This is a genomic window from Lachnoclostridium sp. An131, assembly GCF_002160825.1.
Taxonomy (GTDB): Bacteria; Bacillota; Clostridia; order Lachnospirales; family Lachnospiraceae; genus Laedolimicola.
In genome coordinates this window covers 147,117-162,444 of the sequence record NZ_NFLI01000001.1, presented here as the reverse complement: position 1 = coordinate 162,444, position 15,328 = coordinate 147,117, and the positions used below count along the sequence as shown (strand labels likewise).

The 15,328-nt window shown below is 52.3% G+C and carries 14 protein-coding genes; 3 read left to right on the top strand and 11 right to left on the bottom strand.

From position 1 onward, the window contains the following. Positions 1-4: 4 nt before the first annotated feature. The 8 genes from B5E77_RS00770 to B5E77_RS00735 all read right to left on the bottom strand — a co-directional run bounded on the left by B5E77_RS00770 (position 5) and on the right by B5E77_RS00735 (position 6,713). Complete coding sequence (locus tag B5E77_RS00770) at positions 5-1,063, bottom strand: galactitol-1-phosphate 5-dehydrogenase (protein ID WP_087163479.1); 1,059 nt, start codon at positions 1,061-1,063, stop codon at positions 5-7. Positions 1,064-1,088: 25 nt separating this feature from the next. Continuing rightward, entirely contained in the window at positions 1,089-1,556 is a 468-nt protein-coding gene (locus B5E77_RS00765; RefSeq protein WP_087163478.1) for a PTS sugar transporter subunit IIB, read from the bottom strand. A gap of 12 nt (positions 1,557-1,568) precedes the next feature. Beyond that, positions 1,569-1,964, bottom strand: a complete 396-nt coding sequence (locus B5E77_RS00760; RefSeq protein ID WP_087163477.1) for a PTS sugar transporter subunit IIA — start codon at positions 1,962-1,964, stop codon at positions 1,569-1,571. 48 nt (positions 1,965-2,012) lie between these two features. Further along, on the bottom strand, positions 2,013-2,684 hold the full coding sequence (locus B5E77_RS00755) for a ribulose-phosphate 3-epimerase (RefSeq protein ID WP_087163476.1): 672 nt from the start codon (positions 2,682-2,684) through the stop codon (positions 2,013-2,015). Positions 2,685-2,760: 76 nt separating this feature from the next. Further along, on the bottom strand, positions 2,761-3,594 hold the full coding sequence (locus B5E77_RS00750) for a PTS system mannose/fructose/sorbose family transporter subunit IID (protein ID WP_087163475.1): 834 nt from the start codon (positions 3,592-3,594) through the stop codon (positions 2,761-2,763). Continuing rightward, on the bottom strand, positions 3,594-4,334 hold the full coding sequence (locus B5E77_RS00745) for a PTS mannose/fructose/sorbose/N-acetylgalactosamine transporter subunit IIC (RefSeq protein WP_087163474.1): 741 nt from the start codon (positions 4,332-4,334) through the stop codon (positions 3,594-3,596). Before B5E77_RS00745 ends, B5E77_RS00750 begins: the two co-directional genes overlap by 1 nt. Positions 4,335-4,388: 54 nt before the next feature. Next, on the bottom strand, positions 4,389-4,649 hold the full coding sequence (locus B5E77_RS00740; protein ID WP_087163473.1) for an HPr family phosphocarrier protein: 261 nt from the start codon (positions 4,647-4,649) through the stop codon (positions 4,389-4,391). Between the two features lie 3 nt (positions 4,650-4,652). After that, on the bottom strand, positions 4,653-6,713 hold the full coding sequence (locus tag B5E77_RS00735; RefSeq protein ID WP_087163472.1) for a BglG family transcription antiterminator: 2,061 nt from the start codon (positions 6,711-6,713) through the stop codon (positions 4,653-4,655). Between the two features lie 175 nt (positions 6,714-6,888). Here B5E77_RS00735 and B5E77_RS00730 point away from each other — a divergent pair, with 175 nt between their 5' ends. From B5E77_RS00730 to B5E77_RS00720, 3 genes are all read left to right on the top strand, one after another. Further along, a complete protein-coding gene (locus tag B5E77_RS00730) occupies positions 6,889-7,959 on the top strand; it encodes a zinc-dependent alcohol dehydrogenase (protein WP_242963522.1) in 1,071 nt (356 codons plus the stop codon). An 81-nt stretch (positions 7,960-8,040) separates the two neighbouring features. Beyond that, entirely contained in the window at positions 8,041-8,907 is an 867-nt protein-coding gene (locus B5E77_RS00725) for a class II fructose-bisphosphate aldolase (protein WP_087163471.1), read from the top strand. Between the two features lie 3 nt (positions 8,908-8,910). Next, positions 8,911-9,936 carry a zinc-dependent alcohol dehydrogenase family protein gene (locus B5E77_RS00720; protein ID WP_087163470.1) on the top strand — a complete coding sequence of 342 codons (1,026 nt, stop codon included), beginning with the start codon at positions 8,911-8,913 and terminating at the stop codon, positions 9,934-9,936. On the opposite strand, the gene B5E77_RS00715 is transcribed toward B5E77_RS00720, so the two are convergent. The 3 genes from B5E77_RS00715 to B5E77_RS00705 all read right to left on the bottom strand — a co-directional run bounded on the left by B5E77_RS00715 (position 9,933) and on the right by B5E77_RS00705 (position 15,273). Continuing rightward, on the bottom strand, positions 9,933-10,709 hold the full coding sequence (locus B5E77_RS00715; RefSeq protein WP_087163469.1) for a TrmH family RNA methyltransferase: 777 nt from the start codon (positions 10,707-10,709) through the stop codon (positions 9,933-9,935). The genes B5E77_RS00720 and B5E77_RS00715 overlap by 4 nt on opposite strands. Positions 10,710-10,717: 8 nt before the next feature. After that, on the bottom strand, positions 10,718-11,701 hold the full coding sequence (gene pfkA, locus B5E77_RS00710; protein WP_087163468.1) for a 6-phosphofructokinase: 984 nt from the start codon (positions 11,699-11,701) through the stop codon (positions 10,718-10,720). Between the two features lie 89 nt (positions 11,702-11,790). Continuing rightward, the gene (locus tag B5E77_RS00705) at positions 11,791-15,273 is read right to left on the bottom strand and encodes a DNA polymerase III subunit alpha (protein ID WP_087163467.1); all 3,483 of its coding nucleotides are present in this window, start codon (positions 15,271-15,273) and stop codon (positions 11,791-11,793) included. Positions 15,274-15,328 lie beyond the last annotated feature (55 nt).

The following is a 15,328-nucleotide window of genomic DNA, read 5'->3' as shown; positions in this document are numbered from 1 at the left end:
GCGGCTATTTTTCATCCAGCCTCGCGCTGTAGACAGCCTTGCAGATCGTAATCTCTCTGCTGTGAATCTGTTCAAACAAATGTCCAAGGTCATCCAGACCCGAGCGGTGCGTGATCAGATCCGCCGCCTGCAGTCTGCCTGTATCCAGCATATGTACCGTGTACTTCCACTCATTGATCGGAAATTCCTCATAATAAGAGTTCCATACTCCGGAAAGCACGAGCTCCTTCCGCAGAAGCAAGCTGTGGTTATTCAGCGCGATGGTCGTATCTTTGTGAGGATTTCCAAGCATGACGACCCGGCCGCCGACTCTCACGCATTCAATAGCTGTATTAATTCCGGAAGAGGTTCCTGTCCCCTCGATCACCACGTCCGCTCCTCTTCCTCCGGTCATCTCATGAATCCTTGCCACACAGTCTTCCTTCATGCTGTTGATGACTGTAAAGCCCCGTTCCCTGGCGAACTCTGCCTTTACCTCATCAATATCTGTCAGAATCACCTGTCCTGCCCCGAAGATCCGGGCCCATCTGGCTGTGAGGATTCCGATAGGACCCGCGCCTAAGATGACGATATTTTCTCCTGCATGGAGATCTCCCCGCCGGATGGCGTGCTGGGCCACACAGATGGGCTCCACCATGCAGAGCTCCTCCAGATCCACATCCGGATTTTCGGAAAAGACCAGGTGCCACCTGGACGGTACCAGGCAGTATTCCGCGAAGCCGCCGTTGCTTCTGGAGCCGAGATAATCATAGTTCTCACACTGGCAGTAGCTTCCGATCTTACACGGCGGACACTGCCGGCACGGGATCAACGGAAATACCGCGGCTCTTTTCCCTATCAGATCCCGGTTCTTTTCATCTCCTACTTCTACGACCGTCCCCGAAAACTCGTGACCGAGCGCCACCGGATACACACGGGTTCCCAGCTCAAACACGCGGGGAATATCTGAGCCGCAGATTCCACAAGCTCCTATTTTTACAAGGATTTCTTCCCCTCTGGGAACCGGCTTCTCGATCTCGTCCAGCCGGAAGTCGTTCACCGCATGAAGACGCATTGCTTTCATCTTTTTTGACCCTCTTTCTTATCTCTTAAATGTTTTTCAGTTCAAACCGCTTTTCTGACGGAATAATCTGGATAGCCACATCGATTCCCTTTTCCAGAAACTCCCGGATGCAGGCCCGCTCCTCTTCGTCAGCGGACACGTTTTTATAAATCACGGTTCTGCCCTGGCGCATCCCCATTCCGCCTATATTGACAGCTTTGATATCGATTCCGGCTTCCACCAGGCGTTTCAGGCTGACAGGCGATTTTGCAAGAATATAAGAAGGAACCTTTAGTCCTTCCTGAAGCCTTTTTACAGCATCCTCCTCGCTTAAGGCCACTACCTTGACTCCTTTCGGCGCCGCATTCTGCAGTACAAACAGCATAAATTCATCTTTCGCGACCCGGTCATCCACCACGATGATCTCCTGGGCCGGCAGCGTCTTCATCCAGGCTGTCATAACCTGTCCGTGAATCAGTCTGTCGTCGATTCTTACCAGCAGTAAATTTTCCATACTTAAAACCCCCTAATCCTTATTAATCGCTGAGATGCCGGATGCAGCCGCTTCCAGAGCTTCCTTTGCAATCTCCTCCATCGGTATATTCCGATCCAGCATCAGCCCTACGCTCATCACCATCGGCAGGTTCATTCCGGTGAGAACCCGGATCCTCTTTCCCCGGAACACCATGCCCGCACAGCGGTTGAAAGGCGTCCCGCCTTTCAAATCTGTCATAACCACGACGCCCTGGCCTTCATCCAGCGCATCGATAGCCTCCTCCAGAATCACGTCATAAGCTTCCCCGGTCATGCCAGGCTGAAGGGGCAGAGCCCTACACTGGGCGATAGGACCCGTAAACATCTCTGCTGTCTTCTTCAGGCCCTCACAGAATTCACCGTGGCTTGCAATTATCAGACCAACCATACGTTTCATTTCCCTTTCTGCCCCGGTTTTCTTCCAGAGCCTTTTCCTTTAAGCCTCTTCCAGCATTTTTTTGTACCCATAGTACAGGTCCTCAAACACATCGAGGCCTTTTATAATGCTTGAGGTACCCACTACAAAGGCGTTTGCTCCAGCCTGTTTCATCAGCTTTGCGTTTTCCGGCGTCGTGTTCCCATCTGTCAGGAGATCGGTTTCGGTCCTCCCATAATCGTCCAGAAGACGCCTGATGCGCACAATTTTTTCCAGAGCGTCAGGAACCATTTTCTGTCCTGCAAAGCCCGGATTGACCGTCATCAGCATGACATAGTCCACCAGATGAACGCATTCCTCCAGATACCCCAGAGGAGTTCCCGGATTCAGCACAAGCCCTGCGCGGCAGCCGCGCTCTTTGATTGACTGCAGCAGCTTATAGGGCTGGGCTGTCGTCTCCGGGTGAAAGCTGATTCGATCGCCCGGCTGTACGTCGTAATATGGAATGAACTCCTCCGGAGCCCAGGCCATGATATGCACGTCCACCGGGAGGCTCGAAAGCCTTTTGATATCTTTATATATAGTTGTACCCAACATTACATTCTTCACATATTTTCCATCCATCACATCAAAATGAACGCTGTCCAGGCCCACCTTCTCAAACAATTCCAGATAAGGCTTATACTCCTCGACCCTGCAGCACATGACAGACGGTGAAATCTTTATTTCCATAAGAAACCTCTTTCTCTTTGGAGGATATCCCGGAGACCTGTCTGTCTCCGGGACAACGCAATGTCTGTTTTCTTGTTTATGCAGTCTGCGCCAGAATGCCAAGCAGAGAGCATACGATACCAAATACAAAGATTACTGCAATGACTGCTGTCGGATTCATCTTCTTCTTTGAGATCATCCACCATACGGCCAGCGTAATCAGAAGCGGGATAATGCCCGGAAGCAGGGTGTCAAACATATCCTGCACAACTACGTCAACCTGTCCTACCGTAAAGGCCAGCGGGCAGCTTACCGTCACCCGCGAATAAGCCATATTTCCGACTACCGCCAGACCGATGATACTGAAAGCCTCCGTGATGCGGTTCAGGGTACCGCTCTGAAGCAGAGATACGATAGCGCTGCGGCCCTGCTTGTAGCCCAGCATAAAGCAGTTGTACCCGCAGAAAATCATAAGAAACTTGTACATCACCTCAAACAGGAAGGGCCCAAGGTAGTTTCCATCCAGAGCAAAGCTGCAGCAGATACCTGCCAGAATCGGATACGCCACAGACTGGGAAACTGTGTCGCCGATACCTGCCATGGGACCCATCAGTCCGGTTCTCAGCGCGTTGATATCTTCCGCTGTGATATCCGCTCCGTTTGCCTTCTGCTCCTCCATGGAGATTGTGATTCCGTGGATAACCGTACCGATCCAGGAGGGCTCTGTGTTGAAGAACACCATGTACTTTTTCAGAGCTTCTACCTGCTCCTCCTTGGTGTCATACAGCTTGCGCACAATCGTAATCATCTGGTTCGTATTTCCGAGGGCCTGGAGACGTTCATAGTTGTAACAGGTCTCGCTGGAGTATGTAAGCGCCCACGCCTTGACCAGATCTTTTTTGGTTAATTCCTTCTTCATCTTCTCTGCCATTACGCCTCACTCCTTTCTGAACCGAAAAGATAGATCACAACTGCAATGATTCCGGAGAAAATAAAGACGGACATGGTGTCAAGACCAAGATATACAGTTGCAAAATATCCCAGGAAGAAGAACGCAATCAACTTCTTCTTGCCAAGATAATTGAGCAGCATCGCGATACCTAAAGCAGGCATAATCGAGCCGACCAGATTCAGGGCGTCTACGAGCCACTGAGGGATCATCTGAAGGGCGCTGGTCGCCCAATTGCTTCCCAACATCACCAGCAGGAACGCGGGAACGCCGTAGAGAATCAGCGACAGGATTCCGGAGGGGACATAGTTCATCAGGCGGACGCCTCTCAAATTGCCTTCCTCCAGGTATTTGTCTGCTCTGTGTACCCAGAACGCATTCAGTGTCATGTACGCCTGATTGATCAAAATTCCAATCAGGGACAGGACGGCAGCAAACGTCGGCGCAAGCGTCGGCTCTGCCCCGGACAGCACGGTCAGGGCTGTTCCGAAGATACCGGCTACCATCAGGTTGCCCGGCATGGAGCCTCCCGCTGTGATCCAGCCCAGATATGTCAGCTGAATATAAGCAGCGGCCTGCATGCCCACCAGCGGCTCTCCGAGAACTACGCCGGCCAGAAAGCCTGACCAGATGGGATACAGCCATGTTCTGGTAATCAGATGGCTGAACCACCACTGGCTTCCGGTTGCCAGAAGCGCCAAAAGAATTGCTTGTAGTAACATAACATAACACCTTCCTTTTCTTTGATTTTTTAATTATTTTAAAAAATAATTATTTCAATCTTTCAGTGCGCGGATGAAATCACCCAATACCCGCATTGCCTCCAACTCATCCCTCCCTTCTGCCACAAGGCGGATAGCGGTCCCGCACCAGAGCTCACTCCCCATAAGGGTAAATACATCCTTCGCGTCAATGACAGCTCCTTCTTTCACAATAGAAATCCTGCTCTCAAAACGCTTCGCCAGATTTGAAAAATCTACTGCCGGCTTTGCATGAAGCCCCAGGGGATTTGAAATCACAAACTCTTCTGTCAGCATAAGCTAAACATCTCCCGAAATAACTCCTATCGTCTGATACAGCGCTTCCTCATCCTGGCATTCCAGAAGGGCTTGTATCTTATCTACGTTATTGCATAATTTCACGACTTCCTTCAGCACGCTCAAATGCTCCTTTTGGTCAATGGAAGCAAAGACTATAAGCAGAAAAACCTTCTTCTGTTCCCGGAACATGATTCCTTTCCGTATTGTCATCAGCGCTACGCCGGAACGGTACACATTGTTTTCCGCCTTCGCGTGGGCCAGATATACCCCGTTTCCAAACCAGGTGTACATCCCGAACATTTCCACATTCATAATCATGGCGTCTATATAGCTTCTGTCTATATATCTGCCGGACAGCAGCGGAAACGCAGCCTGAAAGATCGCGTCGCGCCAGTCCATGTTTTCTTCCAGGCTGGACACAATCTGAAGATTCTCTCTGCGCAGCAGCTGAAACAGATTGGATGTTTTGGGAAACAGATACCGCTCCACTATGTTCTGTACCTTCTCATGATTCTCCTTTGGTATATAAGGCAGTATTTCTTCCAGGAGCTCCGCTCCCAGGCTGCCCATGGAATGCTGCCGGTAACGCATATATTCCTGCAGAACTGCTCTTCTGTCGGAAGCGCCCATATACTCCGACACCAGCGCGTAGCTGTCCGGGCAATCCAGCAGGACAGTGGAGACAATGATATCGTAACTGTCCCGGTTTACTGCCGGATACTCCCGCTTTGTGCACACTGCCGCTGCCACAAACATCGGCATAGAATCCTCCAGCTGGTACTTCAGGCTTTCTCTCTCTTCCTCCTTCATCTCTGATACAACGAGGAGTACCCGGACCCTGCTGGCCCTCGATGTAGTCTGCTGCATGTGCTGGCTGAAATATACCGTCAGATATGCCGCCTCCGTATCGTTGATGGGGTGATGAATCTCCTTGGAAAATTCGTCCGCCGCTTTGCGGACCACCACGAACAGTTCTTCCGCCTGCTTTTTTATCTCTTCCCCGATGCCTTCCTCCTCTGTAATGCTGTAAGCATACCGGTAGATGGAATGCTGCAGGTGCAGCGCCAGATTATGCTTCAGCCGCTCGCGTTCTTCGATATTGATGCCGGCGAGCGTTTCGAAGCGGACAATCAGCTTTTCTGCCAGTTTTTCGAAAAATTCCAGGTTTCCTTCCTGTATCGCACTTCCCATATCCAGCCGGGCTCCGAGAAGCTGAATTCCTATATATATCTTCTCTCCTTCCGTCCGCTCGGGATACTGGGCGCAGATTTCCTCATATACTCTGGTTTTCCGTATATATTCTGTGTCCAGGACAAACAGGGATTCATCTGTGTGCCTGACCTCATCCCAGGTAAGCACATTCTCACTAAAGCTTAAAAGAACCGCCAGCTTCTCCAGAATTCCACCCCGATAGTGGACCTCCAGGGCATTTTCTATGCTGTGCAGCTTACAAAGATGCCCTCTGACAGTATCCCAGCTCAGATAATCCAGAATTCCTTCTTCCACCAGCGGCCACAAGATAGACAGATAATATAAAAAGATGGAGCGTTTATTCATCTCTGCTCCAAGAATCTGATATCCCGCTGCCTGGTTGTATTCCAGAATGATATCGAAATCTTTCAGTTTCTTCTGAACCAGCTTCATATCCAGAAAAATGGTATTTCTGCTCACCTGAAACCGCTCGCTTAAGCTGTCAAAATTCTGTATCCGGCTGCTTAATATGCCCTCCGCGATAATGACTGCGCATCGTTCTTCCTGCGTAAAAATATAATTGTACGAATTTTCTTTTGCTCCGTTAAACTCCCTCCACCAGGTTTTATGGGCCTCCAGGAGACAGACTCCCTTTTTCTTTTTCGTCTCCACAGGAGGCAGCCCCACTGTGTCAAAAATCATATTGATTTTGTAGATATCATACTGAGTCTGTCTTCTGGTCTGTTCCAGCAGATCAGCAAGCTGTCCGATTGATATATAGTCCTGACGTTCACTTAAGATCTGCAGGATCTTAATACATCTTCTGTCTACAAAGAACCGCAACATCCCACTTCCTTTATCTGCTGTCATAATCACCTCTTACCCGTTTATGATAGCATTGGTCATATATTCAATCCATAAAGGTTTTTGTGCATATTGCTCAGTAAATAAAATACAAAGATAATATTTTACAGTCATTTTCCCGGGATTTATACTGATTACGACAACAGGAAACCCCACAAATCATAAAAGGAGCATCACGCCTATGAACGAGAAAACTAACCTGATGAAAGGCAGCATGATGAGAAGTATTTTGATCACTGGAACAGGAGAAGCCGAGGTTCGATCCGTATCCAAACCCGTATGCGCGGACGGTATGATTCTCGTGAGAATCGAAGCCTGCGGAATCTGCACCTATGAACAGAGGATTTTCCAGGGAATTCACAAGACAGATTACCCTGTCGTTTCCGGCCATGAGACTGCGGGGTATATCGAAGCGATAGGAAAGGACGTCCACTCTGAGGAATTGAAGGTTGGAGACCGTGTCATCGTCGGAGTCACACTTCCCTGCCGTACCTGTTACCCATGCAGAACCGGAAACCAGCAGAGCTGCAGACATTTCTCTGCCTTGAAACAGCTCCCGGGACAGCCCTGTATCGGCTCCGGCGGCTTCAGCGAATATATGATGGTACTCCCTCAGAGCGTTTTTAAATACTATCATGTGTCTCCTGTGGAAGCCTGCCTGGCCGAGCCTCTCTCCTGCGTCATCCACAGTGTGGAAACCGCCGATCCCCAGTTTGGCCAGACCGCCGTCGTCATCGGCGCCGGCTTTATGGGACTTCTTCATACGCTGCTGTGCGTCCGGCGGGGCGCCTGCGTCATTGCCATGGATTTCAACGAAGAGCGCCTGGAGCTTGCAAAAAAGCTGGGCGCTTGCTATACCCTGAACCCAGGCAAGGCGGACGCCGCTGCTGAAATCCGCAGGATTACGCACGGGGAAGGAGCCGATCTGGTATTTGATACCACACCCGCCGCCAAGACAGTGGAAACTGCCTTTGACTACATTGGAAAACTGGGAAAAATCATGATCTACAGCGGTATTTACCCAAACCAGCCCATTCAGATCAATCCGCACCGGATCCATTCTGATTCCATCCAGCTTCTAGGGAGCGCCAATTCCAATGACCGGGATTTCGTCCGGGCCGCAGCCATGATCTCTTACGGACTCGTGGATATGAAGCCGTTCATTTCCGGCATTTATCCGGCTGAACAGGCAAAGGAAGCCCTGATCTCTTCTTGTACAGGGAAGACCTTCCGCAATATCATTACTTTTTAACCGGAATTTCAGGTGGGAATCTTAGGCGGCCTGCCGCTGGACGATACCTTTCCATAACAGAAAACAGAGGAGAATTATGAAATGCTTGCGAATATGAGAAATCTTTTAAAAGAGGCTGATTCCAGAGGAACTGCTATCGGCTGTTTCAACGCCACCGGGCTCGAAAACATTCTGGCTGTCATCGCCGCAGCCGAAAAGCTGCATACCCCCGTCATGATCCAGTTTGCCCAGGCGCATGAGGAAGAACATCTTATGACCTTGGACGTCATAGGCCCTGTCATGATGGACGCCGCGCGACGGGCGTCCGTGCCCGTCGGCGTGCACCTCGACCATGCCGTAGAACTGGATTATATCAGAAAAGCCCTGGAACTGGGTTTCACTTCTGTGATGTTCGACGGCTCCGACCTTCCCTATGATGAAAATATTCTTCTCACCCGGAGGGCCGTGGAGCTGGCAAGAAAATACGGAGCTTCCGTGGAAGCCGAGATCGGAGTGATGGCCGGAATCACGCTGAACAATCAGAAAATCGCAGAAGACCGTTCCCTGGAAGAAAAGATGTACACAGATCCAAAAGCCGCCAGACAGTTCGCAGAAAGCACCGGTATCGACTGTCTGGCCTGCACCTTCGGCACGGTCCACGGTTTCTACAAATCTGCGCCCCGGCTGAATTTCGAGCTGGTGGAGGAGCTGTACCGCACCCTTCCTGTTCCCATTGTGATGCATGGGGGCTCTGGTATCAGCCGGGAAGACTACCGCAGGGTAATCCGGGCCGGTGTCCGGAAAATCAATTATTACACCTATATGGCAAAAGCGGGCGGGGAAGCCGCAGAGAAAGCCGCAGCAGCAGCGGAAACGCCCCTGTTTCATGATCTGGCGTGCGCCGCTGTCGAGGCAATGACGAAAAACGCGGAAGAAGCCCTTCAGATTTTTTCAGCTCGGGAGGAATAGGAAATGAAAGCTCTTGTACTGCATGGAAAACATCAGATTCAGATTGAACATGATTTCCCAGAGCCGCCGCTGGGGCCGGACTGCGTCAAAATCGCCGTCTCCTACTGCGGCCTCTGTGGAACAGATATTCATAAATATGAGGGAAAGGGCGGTTCACGCCCCGTCGTATACCCTGTGCCGCTGGGACACGAGGCTTCCGGAATCGTTGTAGAGACCGGAAAACAGGTACGGGATCTGAAAGCCGGCGACCGCGTCGCCGTAGATCCGAATTGGTACTGTAAATCCTGCTGGTTCTGTCAGAATGGCCTCACCCATTTCTGCGAGAATTCCAGAGGTGTTGTAAAGGGCTTTGCAGAATATATCTGCCCTCCCCGGGAAAATGTCTATAAGCTGCCGGACTCCCTGTCTCTTCGGGACGCTGCTCTGGCAGAGCCGCTGTCCTGCTGTCTCCATGGCATGGATTTGCTCGATCTGAAAACAGGCCAGACTGTCGTCATCATCGGTCTTGGCTCCATCGGCTCGATCTTCCTGCAGCTCTGCCGCCGCGCTGGAGCCGCCCGCTGCATCGTCGTCGAACCGCAGGAGCAGAAACGCGATCTGGCTATGAGGCTTGGAGCCTCCCTGTTTCTCAATCCTGAAAAGGTCCATGTGGCAGAAGAGATCCGCAGGGCCGGTATTCCCAACGTAGACCGTGTCATCGAATGTGTGGGCCTGAAATCTACCATGGCTTCCGCCCTGGAAATCGCTGGAAAAGGTGCTGCTGTCCTGCTTTTCGGACTCGGAGAGGCCGGCGATCCGATGCCCTTCGACCAATATGCGGCCTTTCAGAAGGAGCTTACAGTCAAAACTTCTTTCATCAATCCTTCTTCCATGGGTAGAGCCCTGGCTCTCCTGGAAACAGGAGTCATAGAAGTGGAGCCGCTGATAAGCGGCGTATTGAATATGGAGGAAATGGCTGAAGAGTTGAAAAACAGAACTTTGTTCAGAAAAGGAAAAGTACTACTGAAAGTATTCGGAGAAGGCGCCTAGCGCCTTCTCTGTCTATAGGCCTCATATGCCAGGAGCGAAGCCGCCACGCCCGCGTTCAGAGATTCCACCTTCCCTTCCATCGGAATCCGGATCAGCGTATCTGCCTTTGAGGAAAGCTCCTCCGTCAGGCCGGCTCCCTCATTTCCGATAAAAAAGGCGGTCCCCCCTCTGTAATCCTCCTGATCGTAGAAATGCTTTCCCCTCAGGTGGGCCGCAAAGGTGCGGATTCCTCTGTCCCGCAAAAGCTCCGCGATCTCTCCCAGATCCTCTGTGTACAGCGCAGGGACCCGGTAGACGGAACCCATCGTGGAGCGGATTGTCTTTGGATTATAGAGATCCACAGACCCTTTGCTCAAAATGACGCCTGTGACGCCGGCGCCCTCGGCGGTCCGAAGAATCGTTCCCAGGTTTCCAGGATCCTGAAGATTCTCCAGCAGAAGCAGCAGCGGATTTTCTTCCTGCAAAAGCTCCTCCAGCTCATATTCCCGGCGCCTCACGATGCAGAGTACGCCCTGGGGCGTCTGCGTATCGCTGGCTGCCCGGAAAACCGTATCCTGCATCACCTCCCAGGAGAGTCCCTCCAGATCCAGTTCCTGCCGGTGAGCTGCAAGGAAGCCTTCTGAGAAATAGACCTTCTCTATCCGCTCCTTCGGCGCCTCCTGGAACATCTTCAGGCCTTCGGCCACAAAGACTCCCTTCTCATCCCGGAGCCTTCTTTTTTTATTCAGCTGTATCAGCTGCTTTACCTGCTGATTGGCCGTGCTGGTAATCATAGTTCCCCCTAACAGTGCTTCGACAGATCCTTTGCCACCTGATACTGGTAAGGATCGATGCCCTTCACCATATTCAATGCCTCGTTGATATCGAAATCCTGGAACCGGCCATGCTGGTATCCCACCACGCGGTTCGTCTTGCCGTCACAGAGCAGATCTGCCGCCATAGCCCCCATCATAGACGCATACACACGGTCCTTGCAGGTCGGGCTTCCGCCGCGCTGCATATGGCCCAGAATCGTAGCGCGCGTCTCAATGCCTGTGGCTGCCTCGATCCGGCGCGCCATGCTGGCAGAATGGCCTACACCCTCGGCATTTACAATGATATGGTGCTTCTTTCCCCGCTTACGGTTCTCAATGATGTTATTGATAATCTTCTGCTCATCATAATCATAGTTCTCCGGCAGAAGGATGTCCTCTGCTCCGTTGGCAATGCCGCACCAGAGCGCGATGTAGCCCGCATTGCGGCCCATTACCTCAATGATGCTGCAGCGCTCGTGGGAGGTAGAGGTGTCGCGCACCTTGTCGATGGCCTCCATCGCCGTATTGACTGCCGTATCAAAGCCGATCGTGTACTCTGTACAGGATATATCCAGATCGATCGTTCCGGGAACGCCGATCGTATTGATCCCCAGGTTTGCCAGCTTCTGGGCTCCCCGGAAGGAACCGTCTCCTCCGATGACTACAATCCCGTCGATGCCATGCTTCCGGCAGATCTCTGCTCCTCTCTGCTGTCCTTCCTCTGTCATAAATTCCTTGCAGCGGGCTGTGAAAAGAATCGTTCCGCCCCGCTCAATGGTATTGGACACGTCATTTGCAGACAAATCTATGATTTCTTCGTTCAAAAGTCCGGAATATCCCTTTAAGATACCCTTTACCTGCTTTCCATTCACCAGGGCCTTGCGCACTACGGCGCGAATCGCCGCGTTCATGCCCGGCGCGTCGCCGCCGCTTGTCAATACTCCGATGGTTTTTATTTCTTTCGTCGCCATATTTATCCTCCTCACATCATCTGTCCTGAACGCCTGCGCCTGCTGCACACGAGGCTCTCCCGTCCGTGCAAAGGCCTTTCTGTGTGATTTTACTGCATCCGTCTTATATTTTCAATACGTTTCTCTACAACTTTTACATTCCCTTCACCAAAGCTTTTCTCAAGCTTCACAATCAGGTCCCGGTCCGCATCCACCGTCTGCCCCGCCGGAAGCCGTTTTACGGACTTTTCCGCTGCGGCGTAGAGGACTACTCTGTCCTGCCCGTCGCTGTCTGCCAGCATGGCCAAAAGCTCCGGCTCCCGTTTCAGGCACTCCTCCTGGTCCGGGAACTGAATCCACAGCTCCCGTTTTCCCGCCTCAAAGGGAACGATCCGGTCACAGATCAGCTTTGCCGCCCGATCGTCTCCGGCATCTACATGGCCGCTCACAAAGATTTTGGCCTCCTCAGACAGCGCCGCCATGTTCTTCTCATAGACGTTGGGAAAGACTACCACTTCCACAGAGCCCAGCAGATCCTCCAGCTGCAGAAATGCCATAACGCGGTTGTTCTTGGTATATTTGACCGTCTTTCCGGTAATCATGCCGCCAAGCACCACCTGCTGCCCGTCCCGCACCTTGGTCCGGTTCGTCTCCTCGTCAAGCTGAAAATCTGTCGTCACCGCCGTAATGTTTTTTCTCCAGCGCTCCTCGTATTCCTCCAGCGGATGCCCGCTGATATAGATTCCCAGCACCTCTTTTTCAAATGACAGAAGAAGCTCCTTCGGGTACTCTCCCACATCCGGAAGCTTCGACTGGAAGCTGGCCTTCTGATCCTCGTCCACCAGATCAAACAGGCTCATCTGCCCTGTCATCATGGTTTTCTGGCTCTGGGCTACGCTGTCCATGATTCCTGCGTACGCAAGAATATACTGCTGCCTCGTTCCTCCCAGGCTGTCCAGCGCTCCCGCCTTGATCAGGTTCTCGACCACACGCTTGTTGACCTCTTTTCCGGTCATCCGTTCCAGAAAATCTGACAGACTCTTGAAAGGCCCGCCGAGCTTCCGTTCCTCCGAAATCGCATCCACCACAGGGCGCCCGATGCTCTTGATGGCAGACAGGGCGTAGCGGATGGAACCGTTTGACACGGAGAACCGCGCCTCGCCCTCGTTGATATCCGGCGGAAGAATGCCGATGCCCATCTGCCGGCAGGTCAGGATATACTCAGACACCTTGCCCGGATTATCGATAACCGAGGTCATCAGGGCCGCCATAAATTCCACAGGGTAATAATATTTCAGCCAGGCTGTCTGGTAGGCCACCACAGCATAGGCAGCGGCGTGGGACTTATTGAAGGCATACTTGGCGAAATCAATCATCTCGTCATAGATCTTCTGTGCGGTAGCCTCCGGAATCCCATTGGCGATGCAGCCGGGCACGCCCTCTTCCCTGTTTCCATAGACGAAATTCTGGCGCTCCTTCTCCATGACCGCCGCTTTCTTCTTTGACATGGCGCGCCGCACCAGATCGCTCCGCCCCAGCGTATAGCCGGCCAGCCTCTGCACGATCTGCATCACCTGCTCCTGATAGACGATACAGCCGTAGGTGGGTTCCAGAATCTCCTCCAGCTGCGGACAGTCATAGGAAATCGTCTCGGGATGATCCTTGCCCCGGATATACTGGGGAATAAAGTCCATGGGGCCGGGACGGTACAGGGAAATGCCGGCGATGACGTCCTCCAGGCTCCTTGGCTGCAGCTCCTTCATGAAATTCTTCATACCGCTGCTTTCCAGCTGGAACACGCCGTCTGTCCTTCCCGTGCCGATGGAAGCGTAGACGTCCGCGTCATCGTAATCGATCTTGTCCATATCGATCGTCTTTCCCGTACGCTCTGAGGCCATCCGGGCCGCGTCCTGTATCACGGTCAGGGTCCGAAGCCCCAGGAAATCCATTTTCAGCAGTCCCAGCTCCTCCAGCGTCGTCATCGTAAACTGTGTCGTGATCGTGCCGTCAGAAGCTCTGGAGAGAGGCACGTATTCGTCCACCTCCTTCTGGCTGATTACGACGCCTGCCGCATGCATGGAGGTATGCCTCGGAAGTCCTTCCAGACGCATGGACATGTCAATGAGCTCATGAACCTGCGTATCCTCCTCGTAGCTTTTGCGGAGCTCCGGATTCATCTTCAGGGCCTTCTCAAGGGTGATATTCAGCTCCTGGGGCACCATTTTTGCAATAGAATCCACAAAATTGTAGGGAAGATCCATGACCCGTCCCACATCCCTTAAGACACCCCGGGCTGCCATCGTACCGAAGGTCACAATCTGCACGACCCGGTCCTTGCCGTATTTGCGCACCACGTAGTCGATGACCTCCTGGCGCCGCTCAAAGCAGAAATCGATATCGATATCGGGCATGGACACGCGCTCCGGATTCAGGAAACGCTCAAACAGCAGCTGATACCGGATGGGATCGATATTTGTGATCCCCATCGTGTAGGCCACAATGCTGCCGGCCGCGGAACCGCGGCCGGGTCCCACGGCGATGCCGTGATCCCTGGCGTATTTGATGAAGTCCCACACAATCAGGAAATAATCCACATAGCCCATGCTTTTGATGACGCCGAGCTCATATTCCAGCCTTCCCTTCAGGCTGCCGTCATCCTCCGGATAGCGCTCCTTCAATCCCTCAAAGCAGATCTTATTCAGGTATTCCCAGGAAGTATAGCCATCCGGCACGTCATATTTTGGCAGTTTCGTCACACCGAATTCGATCTCTACATTGCAGCGCTCCGCGATCTTCTCCGTATTTTCAATGGCTTCCGGCGCATAGGGAAAAAGCTCCGCCATCTCCTCGGGAGACTTTACATAGTACTGGCCGCCTTCATAACGCATCCTGTCCTCGTCCGCCAGCTTCTTGCCAGTCTGGATGCAGAGCAGAATGTCATGGGGCTTCACATCCTGGGCGTAGGTATAGTGAATATCGTTGGTCGCCACAAGAGGGATATCAAGCTCCTGGCTCATGCGCATCAGCGCCTGATTCACGATCTTCTGATCGGGGAGGCCGTGATCCTGCAGCTCCAGAAAATAATTGCCCTTTCCGAAGGTATTTTCATATTTCAGCGCAGACTTTTTCGCCTCCTCATAGAGGCCCTTTACAATATAGCGCTGTACCTCGCCTGCCAGGCAGGCGCTTAAGGCTATGATTCCCTCATGGAACTGATTTAAAACCTCCATGTCGACTCTGGGGCGGTAATAGAAGCCCTCCACGTAGCCTCTGGAGACAATCTTCATCAGGTTTGCATAGCCCTGGTTATTCTCAGCCAGAAGCACCAGATGATAATACCGGTCCTCGCCGCCCGTCAGCTCCTTGTCAAAGCGGGAATTGGGCGCCACATAGACCTCGCAGCCAAGGATGGGCCTGACTCCCTGCGCCTTTGCCTCTTTGTAAAAATCTATCACGCCGAACATGGCCCCATGGTCTGTAATGGCCGCAGCCGTCATGCCCAGCTCCTTTACCCGCGCTACGTACTCCTTGATTTTATTGGAGCCGTCCAGCAGGCTGTATTCCGTATGTGTATGCAGATGTGTAAATGGCATTCTTATCTGTCTCCTTTATCCGGCCAGTATGCGGCACAGCGCTCCTCTTTTCCGA

Coding starts and splice junctions, on each gene's coding strand:
- B5E77_RS00770 (WP_087163479.1), bottom strand. CDS start 1,063: ATGAAAGCAATGCGTCTTCATGCGGTGAACGACTTCCGGCTGGACGAG.
- B5E77_RS00765 (WP_087163478.1), bottom strand. CDS start 1,556: ATGGAAAATTTACTGCTGGTAAGAATCGACGACAGACTGATTCACGGA.
- B5E77_RS00760 (WP_087163477.1), bottom strand. CDS start 1,964: ATGGTTGGTCTGATAATTGCAAGCCACGGTGAATTCTGTGAGGGCCTG.
- B5E77_RS00755 (WP_087163476.1), bottom strand. CDS start 2,684: ATGGAAATAAAGATTTCACCGTCTGTCATGTGCTGCAGGGTCGAGGAG.
- B5E77_RS00750 (WP_087163475.1), bottom strand. CDS start 3,594: ATGGCAGAGAAGATGAAGAAGGAATTAACCAAAAAAGATCTGGTCAAG.
- B5E77_RS00745 (WP_087163474.1), bottom strand. CDS start 4,334: ATGTTACTACAAGCAATTCTTTTGGCGCTTCTGGCAACCGGAAGCCAG.
- B5E77_RS00740 (WP_087163473.1), bottom strand. CDS start 4,649: ATGCTGACAGAAGAGTTTGTGATTTCAAATCCCCTGGGGCTTCATGCA.
- B5E77_RS00735 (WP_087163472.1), bottom strand. CDS start 6,713: ATGACAGCAGATAAAGGAAGTGGGATGTTGCGGTTCTTTGTAGACAGA.
- B5E77_RS00730 (WP_242963522.1), top strand. CDS start 6,889: ATGAACGAGAAAACTAACCTGATGAAAGGCAGCATGATGAGAAGTATT.
- B5E77_RS00725 (WP_087163471.1), top strand. CDS start 8,041: ATGCTTGCGAATATGAGAAATCTTTTAAAAGAGGCTGATTCCAGAGGA.
- B5E77_RS00720 (WP_087163470.1), top strand. CDS start 8,911: ATGAAAGCTCTTGTACTGCATGGAAAACATCAGATTCAGATTGAACAT.
- B5E77_RS00715 (WP_087163469.1), bottom strand. CDS start 10,709: ATGATTACCAGCACGGCCAATCAGCAGGTAAAGCAGCTGATACAGCTG.
- pfkA (WP_087163468.1), bottom strand. CDS start 11,701: ATGGCGACGAAAGAAATAAAAACCATCGGAGTATTGACAAGCGGCGGC.
- B5E77_RS00705 (WP_087163467.1), bottom strand. CDS start 15,273: ATGCCATTTACACATCTGCATACACATACGGAATACAGCCTGCTGGAC.